The following is a 19,254-nucleotide window of genomic DNA, read 5'->3' as shown; positions in this document are numbered from 1 at the left end:
TCAGTACTTTAACAACGTCAGAACGACCTTAAAAACAAAAGGTATGACTCCGGTTGAGTACCGAAATCATACCTTAGCAGCTTAATATTTCAATTTTGTCTAACTTTTGTCTTGCACTTCATTTTTACAGTGTGAAGTCACGAGAGTTTTCTTTATCTAGCTGGATAGATAAATTTAACAAGATTATGATGCTTATTAGTTTTGTTGATTATCACTTAATTTCATTTAATCATCTCCTAGTCGACATTTAAATTGACACTACCAAGTTGGTGATCGAAATTGACGGCCCAATGTCCTTCCTTGAGATGTGGTGGTAAAACGAACGTTCCGGAAGAAACCAGTTGACCTTCTTTGAATTGCTTGCCTTGTTCTTCAAGCTTCTTGACAAGCCATTGAAGGGATTTGAGCGGGTTACCAAGAACTTCTTTCGAATCACCCTCATCAAGTTTCTGATCATCAAGGAAGAGTTCAGCATGGACTGTTGCAACATCAGCGACATCCTTGAAAACTTTTGTTGAAGGAACCTCTTTTCCATAAACAACTAATCCACCAACAGCACAATCTGACATGACGTTGTATTTACCAAGACTCGGGAACCAATCCTTAAACCGAGAATCCGGTACTTCTAGTGCACCAGCGACTGTTGTCTTGTTTAAGAGATCTTCTAATGAATCATTACTCGTTAAGTCTGTAGTTGCACGAAAGGCTAATTCAACTTCGACTAATGGTTCCATCAAGTCATTTAAATTGACGTTCGCTGGTGCAGGAAGAAAACGACGATTAACCTGTTGACCATATAAGGGTGAATCCGCGTCAAACATATCTTGGGTTTGTTTGCTTGTAAGCGACACTTTATATCCACCAACAGGGACACCCTTAAGTTGCATTACTTCGTCTTGAACAGCGTATGCAGTATCGTCATCTTCTACAACACCTGTCCAGTCTTTTTCTTCTAATGGCTTGCCAGTTAGTGTCGCATCGTAAAGGGCCATTGCAAATTCTTTTTGGTTAGCGTTTAATGTTGTCATAATTGATTCCTCCAATTTTAGTTATTTATGATTATCATCACCATCAAAAATGCCAACACTGATGAGAATCATTATTCTTAATTATTCCTCGAATGTCACTAATGTCGCTAATGTCACTATCTTTCATGATCCTCACCTCACTTAAAATAAATTTCAAAGTAAACAAAAACCCTTCAAGCATATTTGAATATGCTTGAAGGGCGACGTTGCCGCGGTACCGCCTTCATTTATGGAAAGAGTCCACATCTTGAACCAGACAAATTCATCTGGAGCCAGGATAATGGTCGGCAGCCAGGCAACCTTACTTAGTTCAGGAGCCAATTCACAGGGGATTTAACATTGATTAACGTTGCTTAGTTCACACCAGCCACTAAGTCTCTGAACCAGTTAATCAGGTTACTTCCTGTTCGGTATCTTTAACGTGTTTACATTTGATGCTTCGTATTCTACTCATTAAATTTTAATCTGTCAACCATAAATTTTAATTTTTTATTATTTTGATAATCCCTTATATGAAGAAATTAAATTTATAAACCATTTGAAAATGCATGAAGTACAATTAGGGGGTTCACAAGTCGAATTTTGTATTGTAAACTACACAACAATTACAAAATGATGAGAAAGAGGAGTGGTAACGATGTTTAAATTTTCAAAAAGAGTTCCTGCTGACGGGACCGATGCTGTTGGTGCAATCTTAAAAGCGGCGGCTGATCCTAAAATCATTTCATTTGCGGGTGGATTACCGGCTCCTGAATTATTCCCAGTTGAAGGGATGAAGAAGGCCACCGATAAGGTTTATGCAGAACATGGTCAACAAGCACTTCAATATGGTGCGGCTAAAGGGGTAACCGAACTGCGTGAATTGATTCTTAAGCGAGTAAAGGAAAAGGAAAATGTTGATGCTAAACTAGAGAATGTCATGGTAACAACAGGTTCTGAACAAGCAATTGACTTAGTCGGGAAGGCATTTGTAAATCCTGGAGATACGGTTCTTGTGGAAGAGCCAACTTACCTTTGTGCTCTCGATGTTTTTCGTTCATATGGCGCTAATTTTGTTAGTGTGCCGATGGATGAGGACGGAATGAAGATGGACGCTCTGGAAGAAGCGCTTAAGGCTCATCCAGAAACAGCGTTGGTTTATACAGTACCAAACTTCCAAAACCCAACTGGACAAACAATGCCAGCGGAACGACGAAAGAAGTTTGCGGAATTAGCAGCGAAATACGATGTTCCAGTTCTTGAAGATAATCCATATGGTGATATTCGCTTTGCAGGAGAACACGTTCCTTCTGTTAAGTCATTTGATCATGCGGGGAAAGTCTTTTACATGAGCGCATTCTCAAAGATTCTTGCTCCGGGATTCCGCCTTGGTTGGTTAGTAGCGGATCCAAAAGTGATTGAAAAATTAACTGTGTTAAAGCAATCCGCTGATCTCCATACGGATAATCTTGTTCAGTATGTAGTTACTGAATTCTTTAAGGAAAATGATGTTGATGCCCATGTTAAGGAAATTAGTGACCTTTATGGCAAACGGAAGCAACTGATGATTGACGGAATTAAGAAATACTTCCCGAAGGATGTTAAGTACACTGATCCAGAAGGTGGAATGTTCCTCTGGGTCGAGGTACCTGGTGTCACTGATACCGTTGAACTCTTTAAACAATGTCTTGAACACAATGTTGCCTTTGTCCCTGGTGACCCGTTCTTTGCTGGCAAGCCACAACCAGGAACATTCCGGTTGAATTACTCTAACATGCAGGAAGACCAGATTGAAGTCGGATTAAAGCGGCTTGGTGAAGCACTTTCACAGGCTCTTGAAGCATAATTACTAAATAGTTCTTAAAGGACGCACGATGATGATGCCCTTTAAGAACTATTTGTGTTTAAAACCCTATCTTTCTTTGTTTGGCAGATAATTGTAAAATATAAGATAATTAGACAAACGGAAGAAATGTTAGAAAGGGTTAAAATTATGCGTAAACCATTTATCGTAGCAAACTGGAAGATGCACAAAAACGTCAAGGAGTCAGTTGATTTTGTTAACCAGATCAAATCAAAGCTTCCTGATCCTAATAAGATGGAGGTTGGCATTGCAGCACAAGCTTTTGCCTTGCCAAGCATGGTTGAAGCAGCAGGAAATTCAGGGCTGAGAATTATTGCCCAAAATGCTGCTGCGGAATATTCTGGCCCATATACAGGTGAAGTAAGTCTTCGTGGCTTAGCGGATGCTGGAGTCTCATATGTCATGTTAGGTCATATTGAGCGCCGCCGGTTATTTGGTGAAACAAATGCTAGTGTGCACAAGAAAGTTCAAGCAGCCCTTCAACGTGGCGTTACCCCAATTATCTGTACAGATGAAACAATGGTCCAGCAGGTGGTTAATGATGAAATTCACTATGTTTTCCACCAACTGATGACCGTTTTGCATGGTGTCTCGTTAGATCAGATCAAGCAGGTTGTGATCTCTTACGAACCAAGTTGGGCAGTTGGGGCAGGACAACACGCCAATCCCACCTTGGCCGAGGAGGGTTGCCGGCTAATTCGCCAGACAATTGCTGAATATTATAGCTATGAAATTGCGGATAAGATTCGGATCCTTTATGGGGGAAGTGTTAATCCTAATAACATTAAGGACATTATTGATAAACCCGATATTGATGGCGCGTTAATTGGTCGGGCGAGTTTAGACCTAGATAATTTCTTAAAAATGATTTCCAACGCTCAGTTAACACTAAAGGAAGAATAATAAAAAGTTCCTAGTATTCAATTTACGAATACTAGGAACTTTTAAGCTAGGTTAAACTCTTAGCTTACTTGTTTATCGTCATCCTTCTTCAATTCTTCACGAGTCTTCACATCATTAACGTGTAATTCAAACTTCACTAATTTCAATCCGGTCATCTTATCTAGAGCACTATCAATTTCTTTACAGACTGCTTCAAAAATTTCTGGTGCGCTTTTATCGTATTCAATCGTGGCATCCATTTTAATTGCAACTTGTTTTTCGCCTACATCAGCATTGATCCCCTTAGTCATATTATTACCGGACGAAACTTTATCCGCAAATTCAGAGAACATGTTGCCATCAAGTGAAATGATTCCTGGAACTCGAGTAGCTGTGATCCCGGCAATTTTCTCAATTACACTGTCGTCAAAAGTTAGGTGTTGATCAACGTTAGTTTTAGTGGTTTGGTTTGTGTTTGTAGTTGTCATGATTAATTCCTCCTTAGAAATTATTCGGCAAGTTTAGCACTTAATTTATTAACAATTCCCTTAAAAGAGAATCCGATGAGGTCTAAAACAAGACCGATTATGGCGAAGATAGCGGTAGTTAAAAGAATACCAATCGCTGTCCAGAATCCCCAAACGGTCCAACTAATGCTGAGAACTAATCCAATAATCGCACCAATGAGAGCAAGTTTCATTGTTATCCCTCCTTGTTAGACGACTGTGACTGATTTCTTGTGGCTATAAGGTTCGAGGCGAACTCGTAATTTACGAAGTCCAATAGCAAAGTTTGTTTGTAAATTGTTTTCGATTGCATCAGTTAAAGAATTCTTCAGTAGTTCTGGATCAGATTGTCCAGAAAGCATTCCAGTAACGGTAACGTCTGCTTCTTGACGATTCTTGAGCATTTTAACTGTTGTTGTGGGGTTGTAGAGACCAAAACTTGAGAGGTTAAGTCGAATACTATTTTCCACTGCCGTTTTATCAACTGAGATATGACGAGCACCATCACGAGCAATTATTAATTGTTTACTCGTTGTTGGTCGGAAAATAGAACTTCCGATTACAATTATCGCCATTAGAATGATATAGCTTGCTAAACCAATAATTGTGTATTGTCCGGGTCGGGTTAATAGCCATTGGCTGATTCCTAGTGTCCAGGGTTCGTGACGGAAGATCCAGAGAAGGATGACAATCCCACCGATTAATCCCTGAATTAGCATTGCTAATGTGATCCACCATTTTTTCCAATTAGCCATTAAAGAATCACTCCTTTCTATAGCTGCAGGCTGCTGTTTTAATGTCTTAACTTTAACATGGATGAAAAGGCTTTACAGTAGATTGCTAATGGACATAAGGCTTTCTTATACGGGTGATCATTAATTCTTCACAGGTGTTTACAAATGGGGTATAAATTGGCAAAAAAGACCATTTTTGATTAATAATCTGCTATGATTAGAGTGATTTAATTCTAATTGGGGATGATAAAATGCAAATTCGGAAAGCAACACAAAAGGACCTAGACACTATTTTGGAAATCCTTCGTGATGGGCGCAATCAATTGGCTGAACGTGGGGTTGATCAATGGCAGGGTGACTATCCAAACGCTCAGCACATTCAGGAAGATATTGATAATGGCTACTCATATCTCGTTAAATCTGATGATGGGATGACTGTTGGGGCAGTCGCAATCGTCAATTCACCAGATCACGTTTATGATCATATTAATGGTGAATGGTTAATTAATACGACAAACTATGTTACTATTCATCGGGTAGCCATTCACTCAAGTCATGCGGGGAAAGGTTACGCATCAAAGCTATTTATTAGCGTGATTGATTACCTAGAAAAGCATCGTCCTGATGTGGAGTCAATTCGTCTTAGTACGAACGAAAATAATTTGGTAATGCAACACATTGCCGAAAAAAATGGCTTCCAAAAGGTAGGGACGATGCCAGGAGCATACCGTCCTGAAGAACTTTCTTACGTGTATGAGTTATTAACAAACACTCATGCGTTAGCTAGCTAAAATGAAGGAGACTAGTGCGAAATTATTTTCGCACTAGTCTCCTTCATTTTATTTATTAATTTGTTGAGCGTAATTCCGAGCGTTGTACAGTTCGTAAACAATAATGGTTTCAATTAGAGTGATAATGCAGATTAAAAGAAATGTATATACCTCAGGAAGAATGAAGAGGAGGATCAGTAAAATCCATGAAAACCAACTCCACTGGGTTTCAATCTTAACTACTCGTTGAACCCGTTTAGTTGGGGTAATTCTTCCTGAACGCTGAAAAATATCACGAATTTGGGCAAACCACTTAACTTCAAAGAAACTTTCAATCATAAAAATAATGATCAAAGTCATTAGGTAAATATGTGCCATGTTTTTTTAAACTCCTTTAAGCATGATGCAAGGTTAAGTTTAGCTGTTTCATAGTTAATAAGCAAACATCACACTATTTTGCAAGCCTTGTATTAACCCACCGGGAAACGGCAATCGATAATGCGACCCCTAAGGCAAGAGGGATAAAAGCTGTAAAGTTCAAATGGCAGACTTCAAACAACATGAACATCGCCATAAGAGGTGCTTGTTGAGAAGCGGTCAAAAAATAGGCTGCGCCGAGTACAGCACATTGGGTAATTGTTACTCCCGGCATAATTTGGACATAGATCATCCCTAAGAAAACACCAATAACAGCGCCAAGAGAAATTGAAGGAGTCAGGATTCCTCCATAAGCCCCGCTCTTAATACTAAGAAGGGTCACAACTGCTTTAGCAATGAAACCAAAAAGAAGGGCTAAAATAACGTTTTTATTGATGGCAGTAGTGCTCATTGCTAATTGAGCCAGTCCACGACCATTTCCCATTATTTGTGGGTAGAAAGCAGCAACAATCCCAGTGATAATTCCCATTAGTGGTAGCTGATAGAGAACTTTTTTGGTAACGGCTCGGTGAGCACTTGCCTTCTTAACGCCCAACTTGAAGTAAGCACCCATGATTCCAAGAAGGGGTGCCAAGATGATTACAATTGGAAGGATTCGTAATGAAGGGAAATTTTTGGAGCCAACTAAGTAGTAAGGCTTATACCCCTTAACAATTGATCCAATTAAAGTTGCGATTACCGACATTGTTAAACTAACAGCGACTACTCGGGCGTTAACTTTCTTGTAAAGCAGCTCAATAGCAAAGACGGCACCTGTGATTGGCGCGATATATACCCCTGAGAAACCAGCACCAGCGGCACATGCAATTAACATCTTTTGATCTTCTGGATCAAGCTTTAGGTAACGGTTGTTAGCAAAGTGCCGTTCCCATTTTTGAGCAATTGCAGCACCAGCTTCCCGTGGAGCTAATTCACGGCCAATGGAATTCCCTGTTCCCACGTAAAAGATCTGTGTAACAACATGGATTAGTGTTTTGACTAGCGGCATTGTCTTACCAGTAATCGCTTTACTGATGCCGACTGGGCGGTAATCTTTTTGAAGAAAATACCAGATAATTGCAGCGATTGCGGAACCAACAAAAACCGAAATAAATCGGTGCCCCGGACCAACAAAAATATCAACCGGAATTCGATTGCTCTCTTCAAAGTTAAGAAAGTATTTTTCTGATAAATCAAGAAGAATACTTAATAGTAAAGAACTAGTCCCCACGATCACCCCAAGTACAACCGTAGCAATGACTAAAGGAACATTTTTTGAAATCGACTTCATTCTTCTCTCTCCCATGAATATTTATACCTTGTTAGTTTATAACACCAGAAAGCAGAAATAAAGTCTCTCAAGAGAATCAAGTAATTTAGGTGTATGATAAAGGAAAAAGATCTAGGTGAGTTGAAATGGACAAACAACCGACTAAAAAAGATGCAATTATGTTAATTATTGTTGCCCTCGCTGTGGTAACTATTCAGGGAATTTGTGCGCAGTTAGGTAAGTAGGTGGCAAAATGACGGTTAGTAGGAAGCAGTCACTAACTGATTGGCAGCGAGTCCAATTAGCTCAGCTTGAATATCATAACTGGCACTTAGGAGAAGATGTCTTATTGCCAGATGGCCGATTAATTGGTGAAGTGGTTAAGCTGATTTGGACGGCTGATGGATTTCGAGCGACAGTAATTCGTTCAGCTGCTGATCCCCAAATAATAGTTCTTTTTCGTGGATCGTCTGGCGTTCGGAAGGGCGATCCAACAACATGGACTAACGAATGGCTTCGGGTTAACCTCCCGATTGGTAATGCAATTATTAACCAGGTTCCTGATGTTCCTCAGGAGTTGTGGACGGCAAGTAAAGAGAATTTAATCATCTGCTAGCTGTTTACCCACAAATGACCTTTTCTCTTTATGGACACTCGTTAGGATCAATTAACGCCCAATTTGCTTTAGCTAATTGTCACTATCCTGAGCGAATTGGTCGGGCGTATCTTTATGAAGGACCTAATCTTTACTGGTTACTAGATGAACGTCAACGGCAAACAACGACTCTCCTTCGCTGTCAGATATTTAACTATATTGATCCGCTTGATGTGGTTGCATTGGGATATATTGATATGGAACATACAATTGGATTGCTTCGGGTAGTTGATTCGATGATGACCAGCCCAATTAATCAGCATATGTGGGGTGGGTATCAATTTGATAAACAACAAAACTTACTACTAGAGAATAATTTGTGGCAAAACAGACGGGCGCAAATTGATCAACGACTGATTAATGCAGTTCAGAAATTAAACCAAAATAATGATGAATGGGAGCGTTAAAAGATGAATTTACCATTTATGGATAATGCCACGATTAATTTTTTCAGTGGTAAATTAACTTTGGCTGAGGTTGATGCTTTATTTCGAACAATGCCATATGAATTAGATTATATTAATGCAGATGACGAATATGTTTGGTATTCACCAAATAGCTGGCGTGATGATCAGCGTCTTCATCAGCGACTTGACCATAATGTCCTTGATTGTCACCCCCCAACGAGTTGTTCCAATGGTTAAGCAGGTCTTAAAAATGTTGAAGACTGAGGAAAAGGATATGGTTGAATCACCACAGATAATGGACGGTCAACGAACCTTAATTCGCTATTATGCGATCCGTAAGCCCAATGGTCATTATTTAGGAGCATTACAAGTGACAGAAAATGTTGAACATATTTGTCGGCTTTGTGAGCAACATACCTTTGAACATGGGATTGTAGAGGGACAAGTTGTTGATGGTGTTTCATCGGCGTCGATTAATGAAAATAAATAAAGCATTTGTAAATTTCATAAGGCTTTATCACGCTAATTGAAATTTACAAATGCTTTTTCGTAGTAAGGGCTCTCAATTTTACGATCAAATACTAATTATTTATCAATGCCTTAATTTCTTCGACGGTTTCCGTAATATTTTCACTATTTAAAACCAGTGAAATCATTGATAAGCCAGCAACACCAGTTTTTAAAACCTCTGGAATATTTTTTAGAGAAAGACCACCAATTGCAACTAGGGGATGGTTACTCAGTTTATTTAATTCTTCAAGTTTAGTAAGACCCAAGACGGGATCTGCATCGATCTTTGACGTGGTTTCAAAGACGGGACCACAACCTAGATAGTCAATAGCAGATAAATGATTTGCTTTTTCTACTTCAGTAGCCGTGTTGTATGAGTAGCCAATAATTAACTTACCAGCTGCTTCTTTAATTACCTGCTCAATTTGTTCATCATCCTGGCCAACATGAACACCATCAGCACCGACACGCAATGCCATTTGAACATCATCATCAATTAAAACGGGAATTGAGTAGCGTTTTCCCATTTCGACTAGTCGCCTTGCCATGATTAATCGTGCATCGGCAGTCATGGTTGAATTATCTTTTTCTCGATATTGAAATGCGGTAATTCCAGCTTGCATTGCTTCTTCTACTTTAGCGAGGAATTCATAGGAATCATGGTGGGTGTCTTGAGTTCCGCCGACAAGGTATACTTGTAACATTTTTGGATTAAAGTTCATTATTATCGCTCCTTATTTTTGCCCAATGATTTAGTGGACCATGACCGTGACCAACGTTAATGCCTTGCTTAATCGTTGCTTCAACATAGGCCTTTCCAATTTTGAGGGCGTCTTCCATTGATTTGCCCTTAGCGAGTTCAGCAGTGATACAGGAAGAAATAGTATCACCGGTACCATGAGTATTCTGAGTTTGCTTTCGCTTGGCAGTCATCCAAAACGAGTGCCCATTCTCTAATAATACAAAGTCATTTGCTTCACCATCATTTGAAAAATGACCTCCCTTAACCAGGACATTCTTCGCTCCCATTGATTGAAGACGATGTCCAGCAGCTTCAATTTCAGCTTCTGTTGTGATCTTCATTTGAGCTAATTCTTCAGCTTCTGGAAGGTTAGGGGTAATCAAATCGGCGAGTGGCAATAGTTGTTCACGAACCACACTAATCGCATCCTCACTTAAAAGTTTAGCACCACCTTTAGCAATCATCACGGGATCTACCGTTAGTGGACCGAAATTATATTGCTTGAGGTTGTTGACAACGGTTTTGACACGAAGGGAATCCGCCAGCATTCCTGTTTTGCAGGCGCGGATATTAAAATCAGCAGCTAGGGAGAAAAACTGTTCATCAATTAATTTTGGTGGCATTGCTAGGGCATCCTGAACGCCAAGGGTATTTTGCGCTGTTACCGCGACAACAACCATTGTGGCAAAGACACCGCGCATTTGCATGGTTTTGAAATCAGCAGAGATTCCGGCACCACCTCCAGAATCAGTACCAGCAATTGTTAAAGCTTGAGGAAAATCATTTGTCATTTTTATTAGTAACTCCTTTATTTTTTACAATACTGAGAGAACTTCGCTGGATTTAATTGACGCTAGTTCATCCCGGAATTTGACTTGCCATTGGCCAAAGCCACTTGACTCTCTAGCAGCTTTGACTCCCGTGGCAGTAAAAACTGTAGTTGCAGTGCAGGCAGCTGTATAATAATCCTTGCTTACACCGAGATAAGCAGCAATAACACTAGAAAGAATATCACCGCTCCCTACATTAGTTACAAAATAACTAGTGGAAAGCTGATTAATAAAAGTATTATCGCCGTCTGTAATAGTATCTGTTTTACCAGTCAGGACGACAATACAGTGATATTTATTAGCGACCGTTTTAGCAATCTCGTGAAGATCCGCTTGTCCACTGCCACTGTCAATTCCGCGTGAATGCCAATTAATATTCGCTAATGCGGCAATTTCACCAGCATTTCCCCGAATAACAGTAAAGTGGTGGTCTTGTAATAGTTGTTTTGCAAAAGCTAACCGGTAATGACTAGCACCGATCGCAACCGGATCAAGCACCATTGGCTTTTGATTTTGGTTATTTTTGAGGATAGTTGTAATCTCGTTAGCCTGTTCTTCGTGAATGGTTCCTAGGTTAATCGTAATCGCATCGGCTAATTTCACCATTTCTGCTGCTTCTTGAGGTGCGGTAGACATGATTGGTGAAGCACCAATCGCACTCACCCCATCAGCAACCTTATCTGGAGTTACCATGTTAGGGATTGTCAGCACAACCGGGTTTTGATGACGAACTTGCTCTAATAGTTTTAGCTGTAATTTAGTCAAAATCTCACGTCCTAAAAAATGGAGCTACTAGTTAAGTGTTAACTAACAGCTCCATTATTTTTTATATATTGAGTTAGCATTTTCCTTCGCAAGTACTAGCTTAACAGGTTCAAGGGTCCGTATATCTTAATACATCTCAGTCTGGCAAACAGACACCCCTAATGCTGTTTATTAACATACCATTATAATAACATAGAAACCGCTTTTAAGCATTAAGGTAGTCAATTAAACTTGGTAATAGTTGTTCTGCTTCTTGACGCCCAGTTTCGTATAGTTTCCGGATCTTTTTAACGTTACTTTCTACTCGACCAACCTTAACGGGATGTTGGGGTGCAATATTAAAGATTTGTCCGGTCCTTCTAAGATGTTCAATCTGTGCTACTTGTTGGTTATAAACCTCTGGACGAAGGATCCCAGCTTCAGCAAACTGAGGATAGTCTTTGAAATAACGTCGGTATAATTGGCAAACTGGTCGACTTGACGGTTTCTTTCGGTAGCTAACATCGCGAGTACGGATCACAACAATTTTATTGTAGCCTTGTTCTTGGGCGACATCAAAAGGGATTGAATCAGCAATTCCGCCATCGAGACAAAGACCATCAGGAGTCGGGGCAGGATCCATCATAAATGGCATTGAGCAAGAGGCAATTAATACTTGAGTCAATTTCTCACCCGTTAAGTCCGTAAAGAGTGCTTTTTTACCATCCTGAAGTCTAGTAGCAACAGCTGTGAAATGTGAGGTTGATCTGATATAGGCTCGTTCATCAAAGTTATGCCATGAAAGACCATGATCCTCGAATAGGTAGTTCATGTTGATCACTTGTCGTTTGAAAAGGCGCGTCATAGCAATATAGTTGCGATCATGACGATGGTTAATGTTGATGTTTGCTGCTCGACCATATTGCTTTGCTACAAAGTTGACACCATTTAATGATCCAGCAGAAACGCCAATCACACTACTAAATTCAATGTGATTAGCGAGTAATGTGTCACAGACGCCAGCAGTATACTGTCCTCTAAAAGCGCCACCCTCAAGAACTAGCGCTGCGTTATATAGCATTGATTTCACTCCTTAGAATGTTGATAATTTATTGTAAGTCGTTTACCCTATCAATTTCAATCTTTTAAGAATTTTCAGCTTGGTCAGCAAATTCTTGAAGAAATTTTTCCATTACGGGAGTAACGACGGTGTTTTTCCGCCATGCAAGAACGTGGCCGGTGTCTTTATGTGGGGAAAAGGGGATAAATGTCAATTCGGGATCATGAAATGAATTAACAATCCCTTGAATTCCCAACATATAATAATCTCCGGCTTTCAGCAGTTCATAGGCATTGCTTGGTAAGTTATTTGTTGCCATAATATTTAACTTTGTTTGATCTAACTTTAAAACATCACTAATTTCATCACGAACAATATTCCGGGTTGGAATAATTAGTGGTAGTTTATACAGATCGCTTTTGGTGATCGAATGTTTTGCTGCTAGTTGATCAGATTTCTTGGTAATCAATCCCCACTGCTCATGAACTGGTAAAACAATAAAGTTATACTTGGCAGCCTCCACTGGTTCAATCAACACAGCAAAATCTTCTAAACCGGAATCCAAGCGTTGACGAAGCAAATCACCATTACCATCGTAAAGGTTAAAGCTTACCTTTGGATATTTTTTCTGAAAGTCACTAATAATCTTCATCACGAATTTTGAAACCTTTGAAACAACACAGCCAATATTAAGAACACCAGTTAATTCTTCCTTGGTGTTTTGAAGTTCCTGTTTTGTTTGGCTAAGCAAGGAAAGGATCGTAGACGCACGTTGTTGGAAGAGAATTCCTTCACTAGTAAGTTCCATTCGGCGCTGCTTACGGTCAAATAAAGTTACCCCGAGTTCTTTTTCGAGTTCAATCATTTGTCGGGAAAGAGTTGGCTGAGTAACATGAAGTTGTTGTGCAGCATGGGTAATATTATTCGTTTGTGCTACAGTTAAGAAGTATTTAATTACTCTTGTATCCATAATAGGGGTTCCTCGATTCAAATAGTGAATAGATAACACTATTTTAAGCTAAAATTTGAATAACGTAAATCGATTAGTTTTTGCGAAAGGAAGATAAACATGGTACGAAATGTCTTAATTCTTTACTATTCACAGTTTGGTAACACTGCTAAATTAGCTAGCGCAATTCATCGGCAGACAGGAGCTGATATTCTTCGTCTCCAAGTTCCCAGAGGATATTTCCCTGATGATATGGAGGAAACAGATCAAATTTTTAAAGCTGATAATCAGAATGGTCGACTTCCCCAAATTATCACTGAATTACCAGCATTGGATTATTACGATACCATTCTGGTTGGCGGACCAGTTTGGGACGGTAAGGTTGCCTCCCCAATTATTAGCCTTTTAAGAATGATGAAAGATTATCAGGGGAAGGTAGTGCCATTTAGTACCGGTTGGAGTGATACGGGTAATTATCAAGCTGATTTTGTTGCCCAAGCTGGTAAGCTAAAGATTACTGATGGCTACCACGTTTTAACTCATGCAACCCCTAAATACAGTCCAAGTTCGTTAGCGTCATGGCTTCGAAAATTATAATTCAACTTTTGAATGATTAGACACTTATAATAAGCATTATACATAGTGGCGTTTTTCTTATAAGCTAAGAGTAACCAAGAAATTGAATTTTAACTTATCAAGGAGGATGTTTTTATGACGAAGAATGAAGAAGCTGTAAAAAATGATATGTTTGGCTTTGGCGACAAGAATATCGCTTTTGCAAAATACTTTATTGGAACAAGCTATCTTAATGGCTTAGTTTCTCCTGATGACAATATCGATATTAATGTCTCCAACGTTAACTTTGAACCCGGCTGCCGGAATACTGCCACATCCACCACGATGGTTTCCAAATTCTCCTGGTAACTGCCGGTGAAGGCTGGTACCAAGAAGAAGGCAAGCCCGCTCAACTGCTCAAGCCAGGTGACGTGGTTGCCATTCACGAAGGCGTTAAGCATTGGCATGGCGCTACTAAGGACTCCTGGTTCTCCCACATTGCAATTACCAAGGGGACTAGTGAATGGCTAGAAAAAGTTGATGATGGCTACTATGAGCAACTGGCCGACTAGGGAATATTAATATAAATTTTGAGTTTAAAATTATAATTCACAACAAAAACATGGGCTAACAGAACTAGAGATTGTTTTTCTCATTTTTGCTAGCCCATATTTTATTAAATATTAGTTAATACTATTCTACCGATTCCGAAGCAATAATCAGCATCTTACCATCCAATTGCCATTCATCAATAGTTGCTGGCATTAGAAGATGAACACCTTTCTTTAATGGATATGTCTTACCATCAGCGGTTAGAGTCCCTTCACCGTCAATAACTGACATTAAGGTATATGGCCCATGTTCATGCTTTCTTGTTAATTTACCATTTACATCCCACTTATAAACACTAAAGAATGGTGAATCAGGTTGGGTAATTAAAGTCGTTACTTCAGAATTGCCAATTTTTTCAGAGGTAATATGTAGTTCAGGTTCTTTGAATGGAACAGTAGTAACATCAATTGATTGCTTCAAGTGTAGATCACGTTTCTTACCAGTCTTTTTGTCGACCCGATCGTAGTCGTAAATTCGGTAAGTAGTATCTGAACTTTGTTGGGTTTCAAGAACGACAATTCCCTTATTAAGGGCGTGGATAGTACCTGATGGAACGTAAACAAAGTCACCAGTCTTAACAGGCTTTTTATCGAAAAGCTTTTGCCATTCATGGTTGTTAATCATTTCTTTGAGCTCTTCACGAGTTTTAGCTGTATGGCCATAAGTTAGGTAAGCACCTTCATCAGCGTGAATAACGTACCAACATTCAGTTTTCCCTAATTCATGCTCGTGTTCTTCAGCATACGCATTATCTGGGTGAACCTGGACCGATAAGCTGGCTTCAGCATCGAGAATCTTAGTTAATAGTGGAAAGACCTTTGATTTGGGATTGCCAAATACTTCTGGATGCTGTGCGTAAACATCTGGAAGGAGTTGTCCTTTGAATTCACCATTTTCAATTACGTTAGGGCCGTGGGGGTGCCCAGAAATTGCCCAGCACTCACCAATTGTCCCGTCTGGAATATCGTAATTAAAATCTTCAGCTAACCGACGACCGCCCCAAATTTTTTCATGGAAGACTGGCTTTAAGAATAATGGTTCTGTCATAACAATCACTTTCCTTTTTATGTTTAGTATAAAAATAATCAACACTTTTTATTACGTCTAATAAAGCGCTTTCTAAAAACAATTTTAACAGTTATAATAAATAAAAACTATTCTTTCATTCAGAGAAAACGCTTTAACTAGACATGTTATAATGTAATTAATAAAAATGGTGGTGAAAAAGATGACAGAAGGTACATATGAACAAGTAATTACCGAACTTGATCGATTAGAAATTAAGTATGGAATGGTTGACCATCCAGCTGCTGAAACAACTGAGCAAGCTGATAAATATATTGAAGGGCATGAGGGTGTCCGGACAAAGACAATGTTTCTGAAGGGAAAGAAGAAGCATTTTTACCTGGTAATTATGGATGATCAGAAACCAATGGACTTTAAGGAGTTTCAAGAGTTGACGGGTGCTAAGCGAGTATCAATGGCGCGTCCAGATGATTTACAAGAACAACTAGGCTCCCATGCTGGAGTGGTTTCACCATTTGGCTTAATGAATAATGAGGAACATAATATCAAAGTATATTTTGATCAGGATATGTTAGCGGAAGATCCAATTTTAACATTCCACCCTAATGTAAATACTCATACCATTTTTATTCAAACTACTGATTTGATGAAATTTATCAAAGAACAAGGGTATGACCCAGAAATTATTGATCTATAAATTCTTGCTTACATAAATCTAAAAAGCAGGCGTCATGATTCGAATTTACCGAATTACGGCGCCTGTTTTCTGATAAGTAAGTCTTGATAATTTAAGCTAAATCTCCTGGTTAGCCATTTTATAGATTTGTACCATATCGTCATAATAGAGAACTTTCGCTGATCCCTTGTGCCCACCAGTAGCATTAGAGCATGATTGTGCCATTTCCATAATTTGTGTTTCGCTAGGGTGGATTCCTAACTCGGCAAAATTAGCTGGCATCCCAATTGAATGGTAAAACTCAACCATTTCGTCAATTCCTGCTAAAGCGATCTCTTCATCAGTACCTTGTTCTTGAACCCTCATCACGTTCTTTGCGAATTTAACAAAACGGGCTAAGTCATCTTTATAAACATATCGCGCCCAGCTTGGCCAAATTGCGGCGAGACCGGCACCATGAGTTACGTTAAACATTCCGCTGACTTCGTGTTCAAGCATATGGGTTGCAAAGTCACCACCATCATTCCCGCAACCAGTTAAATTGTTATGGGAAAGCGAACCAGCCCACATTACTTCTGCACGGGCATCGTAATTTTGCGGATCATGATGCAATAATAGTGCGTTCTCCTTAACAGTTCGTAATAGTCCTTCCGCAATCGCATCTGTTAATTCCATATTTCCGCCGTTAGTGAAATAACGTTCCATTGTATGCATCATGATGTCAGTTGCCCCGCATTCTGTTTGAAAATCGGGAAGATTAAGTGTCAATTCCGGATTCATAATTGCAAACTTTGGTCGAGCTAAGTCATCATCATAGGCGCGTTTCTCTTCATTCTTTTCGTTTGTAATTACCGCACCCATACTTGTTTCACTACCAGCCGCCGCGATTGTTAACACTGAGGCAACCGGCAAACATGCCTTCGCTTTGCGCTGATGTTCAAAGAGTTCCCAAACATTATTTTCTGGTTCGGCTAGGCCATAAGCAATTGCCTTGGCGGTATCGATAACAGACCCGCCACCAATAGCGAGAAGAAAATCAATCTTTTCACGTTTGCCAAGGTCAATTCCTTCGTAAACTTTGCCTAGCTGTGGGTTCGGGACAACGCCGCTTAATAAGTGATAGTTAATATTTTCATTTTTTAATGAACTGGTAATCTCTTCTAATAACCTGTTCTTAACAATCCGATCGCTTCCATAAACAATTAAGATGTTATGGCCGTTGTATTTTTTAACGTATTTCCCAGTATCTTTTTGAGTTTCCTTGCCAAAAAGAACTTCAGTAGGTGAATAAAAGTCAAAGTTGTGAATCATATTATTACCTTCCTTGTATTTCAGAGTATGACTAAAGTTTACAAGGGAAGGCGGGTTGTTCATATAAAAATTCTGCCCTATATTATAAGTATAAGGACAGGATTGGCAATTTTTTTATAGTATTGGGAAGGAACATAATAAGATGCAAAAAATACCATTTATTCAAGATACAAATGATGTTGAACATATTGCTGGTATTACGAGTGCTTTTCCATATACAATGCACCGTCGTGATTTAACCACCGATGTTATCCCGTGGCACTGGCATGAAGAAGTAGAGTTTAACTATGCTTACCAAGGGTCGATTGAAATTCAAACTTTTGATCACACTTACATAATCAAGCAGGGAGAAGCCTATTTTATTAATACAAACGTGATGGATAAAAAGCAAAAAGCTGCCGGTTCTTCAAAGACAGTTGAACACGCCCACCTTTTCCATCCGATTCTACTTGGCGGATATTTCAATAGTGCTTTCTATACCAAATACCTAAACCCTGTTTTAAAAAATCGTTCAGTTGAAGTTTTAGTGATTCGAGAAGCTAACCCGACCGGCAAAAAATTCATCACTTTTCTCCACCAGTTAACAGAATTAGCAGACCAGTCTGATAAGGAATTTGAAATTCGCAATCTCCTTTCACAAGCTTGGTTAACACTGATTGCTGAAATTAAGTTTCAAGAACAACATCAGCAATTAACGGTTAGCCCACGTGAACGCAGCAAAAATATTTTAGCGTACTTGCACAAACACTATGCGGAAAAGGTAACAATTAATGATATTGCGACTGCGGTCAATGTTAGTCCCAAAGAATGTATTCGGTCATTTAAGAAAAATATTCACCAAACGCCGATTGAATACTTATTAAATTACCGGGTTGAGCAGGCGAAGAAATTATTACGTCAATCGGAGCTTTCAATCACTGATGTTGCCTTGCAAACGGGATTTAGTACGAGTGCCTATTTTAGTAAAATATTCAAGGAACGGGTAGGACTAACACCGCGAGAATACCGTCAATCTCAGAATACGACTGTTAGCGATTAAGCTTGCTCGATTAGCAATTAGGTTGGGATTTAAACTAATGTTATTGACATATCGAAAAATGACGATATAATAAAATCATGAAATTAAATGAAAAACTATTTAAAGCGTTGGCAAATAAGACGCGTCTTGAGATCTTGCAGTGGTTGAAAGATCCTGAGAATGAAATTCGTGTACCAACATGTTTACCAATTAGAGAAGAAATCAAGAACTATGGCGGTGTTTGTGTTGGTGATTTAGTTAATCAGTCTGGATTAGCTCAATCAACAATTTCATCTTACCTGAACATGCTTGAGGAGGTAGAACTTGTAATTTCAGAGCGACATGGTAAGTGGACATACTACCGTCGAAATGAGCAAGCAGTTCAAGAGCTGGGGGATCTGATTAAAGAAGAATTATAGTGATTCTTCTTTTATTTTTTGAACAACATATCGTTAAATAGCAATATGTAAATTAGAAGTATTACAGTGGAGGAAGAAGAATGTTAGTCAATCAATTAATTGCAATTGGCGTACTGTCGCTAATTATATTTACCCTAACTGGTGGGAGCACGCCAAAGAGAAAGTAATTTTAAGGCAGATTGCAAGAAATAACTTGAACGAATTTAGTGACGTAGATTAAGCAAGAAGATCTCGATTGGTGTATGCCAATTAAGACATTTAAGTGGCCGTGAATTCAGATACCAATTGAT

General features: G+C 39.2%; 25 protein-coding genes, 1 pseudogene and 1 riboswitch. Of the genes and pseudogenes, 13 read left to right on the top strand and 13 right to left on the bottom strand.

The window, feature by feature from the left end; genetic code table 11:
- Window positions 1–85: IS3 family transposase (locus HUK49_RS11675; protein WP_191912754.1), on the top strand; the 85-nt coding region annotated here is incomplete at its 5' end.
- A gap of 151 nt (window positions 86–236) precedes the next feature.
- On the opposite strand, the gene HUK49_RS09205 is transcribed toward HUK49_RS11675, so the two are convergent.
- On the bottom strand, window positions 237–1,028 hold the full coding sequence (locus HUK49_RS09205) for a 2-keto-4-pentenoate hydratase (RefSeq protein WP_191913500.1): 792 nt from the start codon (window positions 1,026–1,028) through the stop codon (window positions 237–239).
- A gap of 637 nt (window positions 1,029–1,665) precedes the next feature.
- Here HUK49_RS09205 and HUK49_RS09200 point away from each other — a divergent pair.
- Together HUK49_RS09200 and tpiA are read left to right on the top strand one after the other, a co-directional pair.
- Complete coding sequence (locus HUK49_RS09200) at window positions 1,666–2,853, top strand: aminotransferase-like domain-containing protein (RefSeq protein ID WP_191913499.1); 1,188 nt, start codon at window positions 1,666–1,668, stop codon at window positions 2,851–2,853.
- Window positions 2,854–3,000: 147 nt separating this feature from the next.
- Entirely contained in the window at window positions 3,001–3,774 is a 774-nt protein-coding gene (gene tpiA / locus HUK49_RS09195; RefSeq protein ID WP_191910529.1) for a triose-phosphate isomerase, read from the top strand.
- A 59-nt stretch (window positions 3,775–3,833) separates the two neighbouring features.
- Here the strand turns inward: tpiA and HUK49_RS09190 are convergent, their stop codons facing one another.
- From HUK49_RS09190 to amaP, 3 genes are read right to left on the bottom strand one after another with little or no spacing between them, the layout of a single operon-like run.
- Window positions 3,834–4,241 carry an Asp23/Gls24 family envelope stress response protein gene (locus HUK49_RS09190; RefSeq protein WP_191913498.1) on the bottom strand — a complete coding sequence of 136 codons (408 nt, stop codon included), beginning with the start codon at window positions 4,239–4,241 and terminating at the stop codon, window positions 3,834–3,836.
- Between the two features lie 20 nt (window positions 4,242–4,261).
- Window positions 4,262–4,453 (bottom strand): hypothetical protein, encoded by a 192-nt coding sequence (locus HUK49_RS09185; protein WP_102168854.1) that lies wholly within the window; start codon window positions 4,451–4,453, stop codon window positions 4,262–4,264.
- Between the two features lie 15 nt (window positions 4,454–4,468).
- Window positions 4,469–5,014 carry an alkaline shock response membrane anchor protein AmaP gene (amaP, locus tag HUK49_RS09180; RefSeq protein WP_191683893.1) on the bottom strand — a complete coding sequence of 182 codons (546 nt, stop codon included), beginning with the start codon at window positions 5,012–5,014 and terminating at the stop codon, window positions 4,469–4,471.
- Between the two features lie 230 nt (window positions 5,015–5,244).
- On the opposite strand from amaP, the gene HUK49_RS09175 reads away from it, so the two are divergent.
- Window positions 5,245–5,784 (top strand): GNAT family N-acetyltransferase, encoded by a 540-nt coding sequence (locus HUK49_RS09175; protein WP_191910532.1) that lies wholly within the window; start codon window positions 5,245–5,247, stop codon window positions 5,782–5,784.
- A 48-nt stretch (window positions 5,785–5,832) separates the two neighbouring features.
- On the opposite strand, the gene HUK49_RS09170 is transcribed toward HUK49_RS09175, so the two are convergent.
- Window positions 5,833–6,141: a hypothetical protein gene (locus tag HUK49_RS09170; RefSeq protein WP_102168857.1), complete on the bottom strand. Its 309-nt coding sequence runs from the start codon at window positions 6,139–6,141 to the stop codon at window positions 5,833–5,835.
- A 73-nt stretch (window positions 6,142–6,214) separates the two neighbouring features.
- The gene (locus HUK49_RS09165) at window positions 6,215–7,471 is read right to left on the bottom strand and encodes a chloride channel protein (protein ID WP_191913497.1); all 1,257 of its coding nucleotides are present in this window, start codon (window positions 7,469–7,471) and stop codon (window positions 6,215–6,217) included.
- A 232-nt stretch (window positions 7,472–7,703) separates the two neighbouring features.
- On the opposite strand from HUK49_RS09165, the gene HUK49_RS09160 reads away from it, so the two are divergent.
- The 4 genes from HUK49_RS09160 to HUK49_RS11330 are packed head-to-tail and all read left to right on the top strand — an operon-like array spanning window position 7,704 to window position 9,002.
- Window positions 7,704–8,066 (top strand): hypothetical protein, encoded by a 363-nt coding sequence (locus HUK49_RS09160; protein WP_191913496.1) that lies wholly within the window; start codon window positions 7,704–7,706, stop codon window positions 8,064–8,066.
- A gap of 14 nt (window positions 8,067–8,080) precedes the next feature.
- Window positions 8,081–8,512: an alpha/beta hydrolase family protein gene (locus HUK49_RS09155; RefSeq protein WP_191913495.1), complete on the top strand. Its 432-nt coding sequence runs from the start codon at window positions 8,081–8,083 to the stop codon at window positions 8,510–8,512.
- Window positions 8,513–8,515: 3 nt separating this feature from the next.
- Window positions 8,516–8,749: a hypothetical protein gene (locus tag HUK49_RS11335; RefSeq protein ID WP_235981092.1), complete on the top strand. Its 234-nt coding sequence runs from the start codon at window positions 8,516–8,518 to the stop codon at window positions 8,747–8,749.
- Entirely contained in the window at window positions 8,742–9,002 is a 261-nt protein-coding gene (locus HUK49_RS11330) for a PAS domain-containing protein (RefSeq protein WP_235981090.1), read from the top strand. The genes HUK49_RS11335 and HUK49_RS11330 overlap by 8 nt, the downstream gene beginning before the upstream one ends.
- 91 nt (window positions 9,003–9,093) lie before the next feature.
- Here the strand turns inward: HUK49_RS11330 and thiE are convergent, their stop codons facing one another.
- The 5 genes from thiE to HUK49_RS09125 form a co-directional block, all read right to left on the bottom strand.
- Window positions 9,094–9,744: a thiamine phosphate synthase gene (gene thiE, locus HUK49_RS09145; RefSeq protein ID WP_191913494.1), complete on the bottom strand. Its 651-nt coding sequence runs from the start codon at window positions 9,742–9,744 to the stop codon at window positions 9,094–9,096.
- A complete protein-coding gene (gene thiD, locus HUK49_RS09140) occupies window positions 9,734–10,555 on the bottom strand; it encodes a bifunctional hydroxymethylpyrimidine kinase/phosphomethylpyrimidine kinase (protein ID WP_191913493.1) in 822 nt (273 codons plus the stop codon). The genes thiE and thiD overlap by 11 nt, the downstream gene beginning before the upstream one ends.
- Window positions 10,556–10,579: 24 nt before the next feature.
- Window positions 10,580–11,359, bottom strand: a complete 780-nt coding sequence (gene thiM / locus HUK49_RS09135; protein WP_206705659.1) for a hydroxyethylthiazole kinase — start codon at window positions 11,357–11,359, stop codon at window positions 10,580–10,582.
- Between the two features lie 64 nt (window positions 11,360–11,423).
- Window positions 11,424–11,529: riboswitch (TPP riboswitch) on the bottom strand.
- Between the two features lie 35 nt (window positions 11,530–11,564).
- The gene (locus tag HUK49_RS09130; protein WP_191913492.1) at window positions 11,565–12,419 is read right to left on the bottom strand and encodes a patatin-like phospholipase family protein; all 855 of its coding nucleotides are present in this window, start codon (window positions 12,417–12,419) and stop codon (window positions 11,565–11,567) included.
- 64 nt (window positions 12,420–12,483) lie between these two features.
- Window positions 12,484–13,368 (bottom strand): LysR family transcriptional regulator, encoded by an 885-nt coding sequence (locus tag HUK49_RS09125; RefSeq protein WP_191913491.1) that lies wholly within the window; start codon window positions 13,366–13,368, stop codon window positions 12,484–12,486.
- Between the two features lie 99 nt (window positions 13,369–13,467).
- Here HUK49_RS09125 and HUK49_RS09120 point away from each other — a divergent pair, with 99 nt between their 5' ends.
- Both HUK49_RS09120 and HUK49_RS09115 read left to right on the top strand, forming a co-directional pair.
- Window positions 13,468–13,944: a flavodoxin family protein gene (locus tag HUK49_RS09120; RefSeq protein WP_191913490.1), complete on the top strand. Its 477-nt coding sequence runs from the start codon at window positions 13,468–13,470 to the stop codon at window positions 13,942–13,944.
- Window positions 13,945–14,058: 114 nt separating this feature from the next.
- Window positions 14,059–14,474, top strand: a pseudogene (locus HUK49_RS09115) (cupin domain-containing protein).
- A gap of 121 nt (window positions 14,475–14,595) precedes the next feature.
- Here the strand turns inward: HUK49_RS09115 and manA are convergent.
- Entirely contained in the window at window positions 14,596–15,561 is a 966-nt protein-coding gene (manA, locus tag HUK49_RS09110) for a mannose-6-phosphate isomerase, class I (RefSeq protein WP_191913489.1), read from the bottom strand.
- Between the two features lie 181 nt (window positions 15,562–15,742).
- Here manA and HUK49_RS09105 point away from each other — a divergent pair, with 181 nt between their 5' ends.
- Entirely contained in the window at window positions 15,743–16,237 is a 495-nt protein-coding gene (locus tag HUK49_RS09105; RefSeq protein WP_191913488.1) for a prolyl-tRNA synthetase associated domain-containing protein, read from the top strand.
- Window positions 16,238–16,333: 96 nt separating this feature from the next.
- On the opposite strand, the gene HUK49_RS09100 is transcribed toward HUK49_RS09105, so the two are convergent.
- Window positions 16,334–17,527, bottom strand: a complete 1,194-nt coding sequence (locus HUK49_RS09100; RefSeq protein WP_206705658.1) for an iron-containing alcohol dehydrogenase — start codon at window positions 17,525–17,527, stop codon at window positions 16,334–16,336.
- Window positions 17,528–17,669: 142 nt separating this feature from the next.
- On the opposite strand from HUK49_RS09100, the gene HUK49_RS09095 reads away from it, so the two are divergent.
- Together HUK49_RS09095 and HUK49_RS09090 are read left to right on the top strand one after the other, a co-directional pair.
- A complete protein-coding gene (locus HUK49_RS09095) occupies window positions 17,670–18,566 on the top strand; it encodes an AraC family transcriptional regulator (RefSeq protein WP_191913487.1) in 897 nt (298 codons plus the stop codon).
- 77 nt (window positions 18,567–18,643) lie between these two features.
- Entirely contained in the window at window positions 18,644–18,964 is a 321-nt protein-coding gene (locus HUK49_RS09090) for an ArsR/SmtB family transcription factor (RefSeq protein WP_191913486.1), read from the top strand.
- Window positions 18,965–19,254: the final 290 nt, after the last annotated feature.

This window comes from Limosilactobacillus portuensis (assembly GCF_014838735.1).
Lineage (GTDB): Bacteria > Bacillota > Bacilli > Lactobacillales > Lactobacillaceae > Limosilactobacillus > Limosilactobacillus portuensis.
This window is presented reverse-complemented; position numbering and strand designations above follow the sequence as displayed.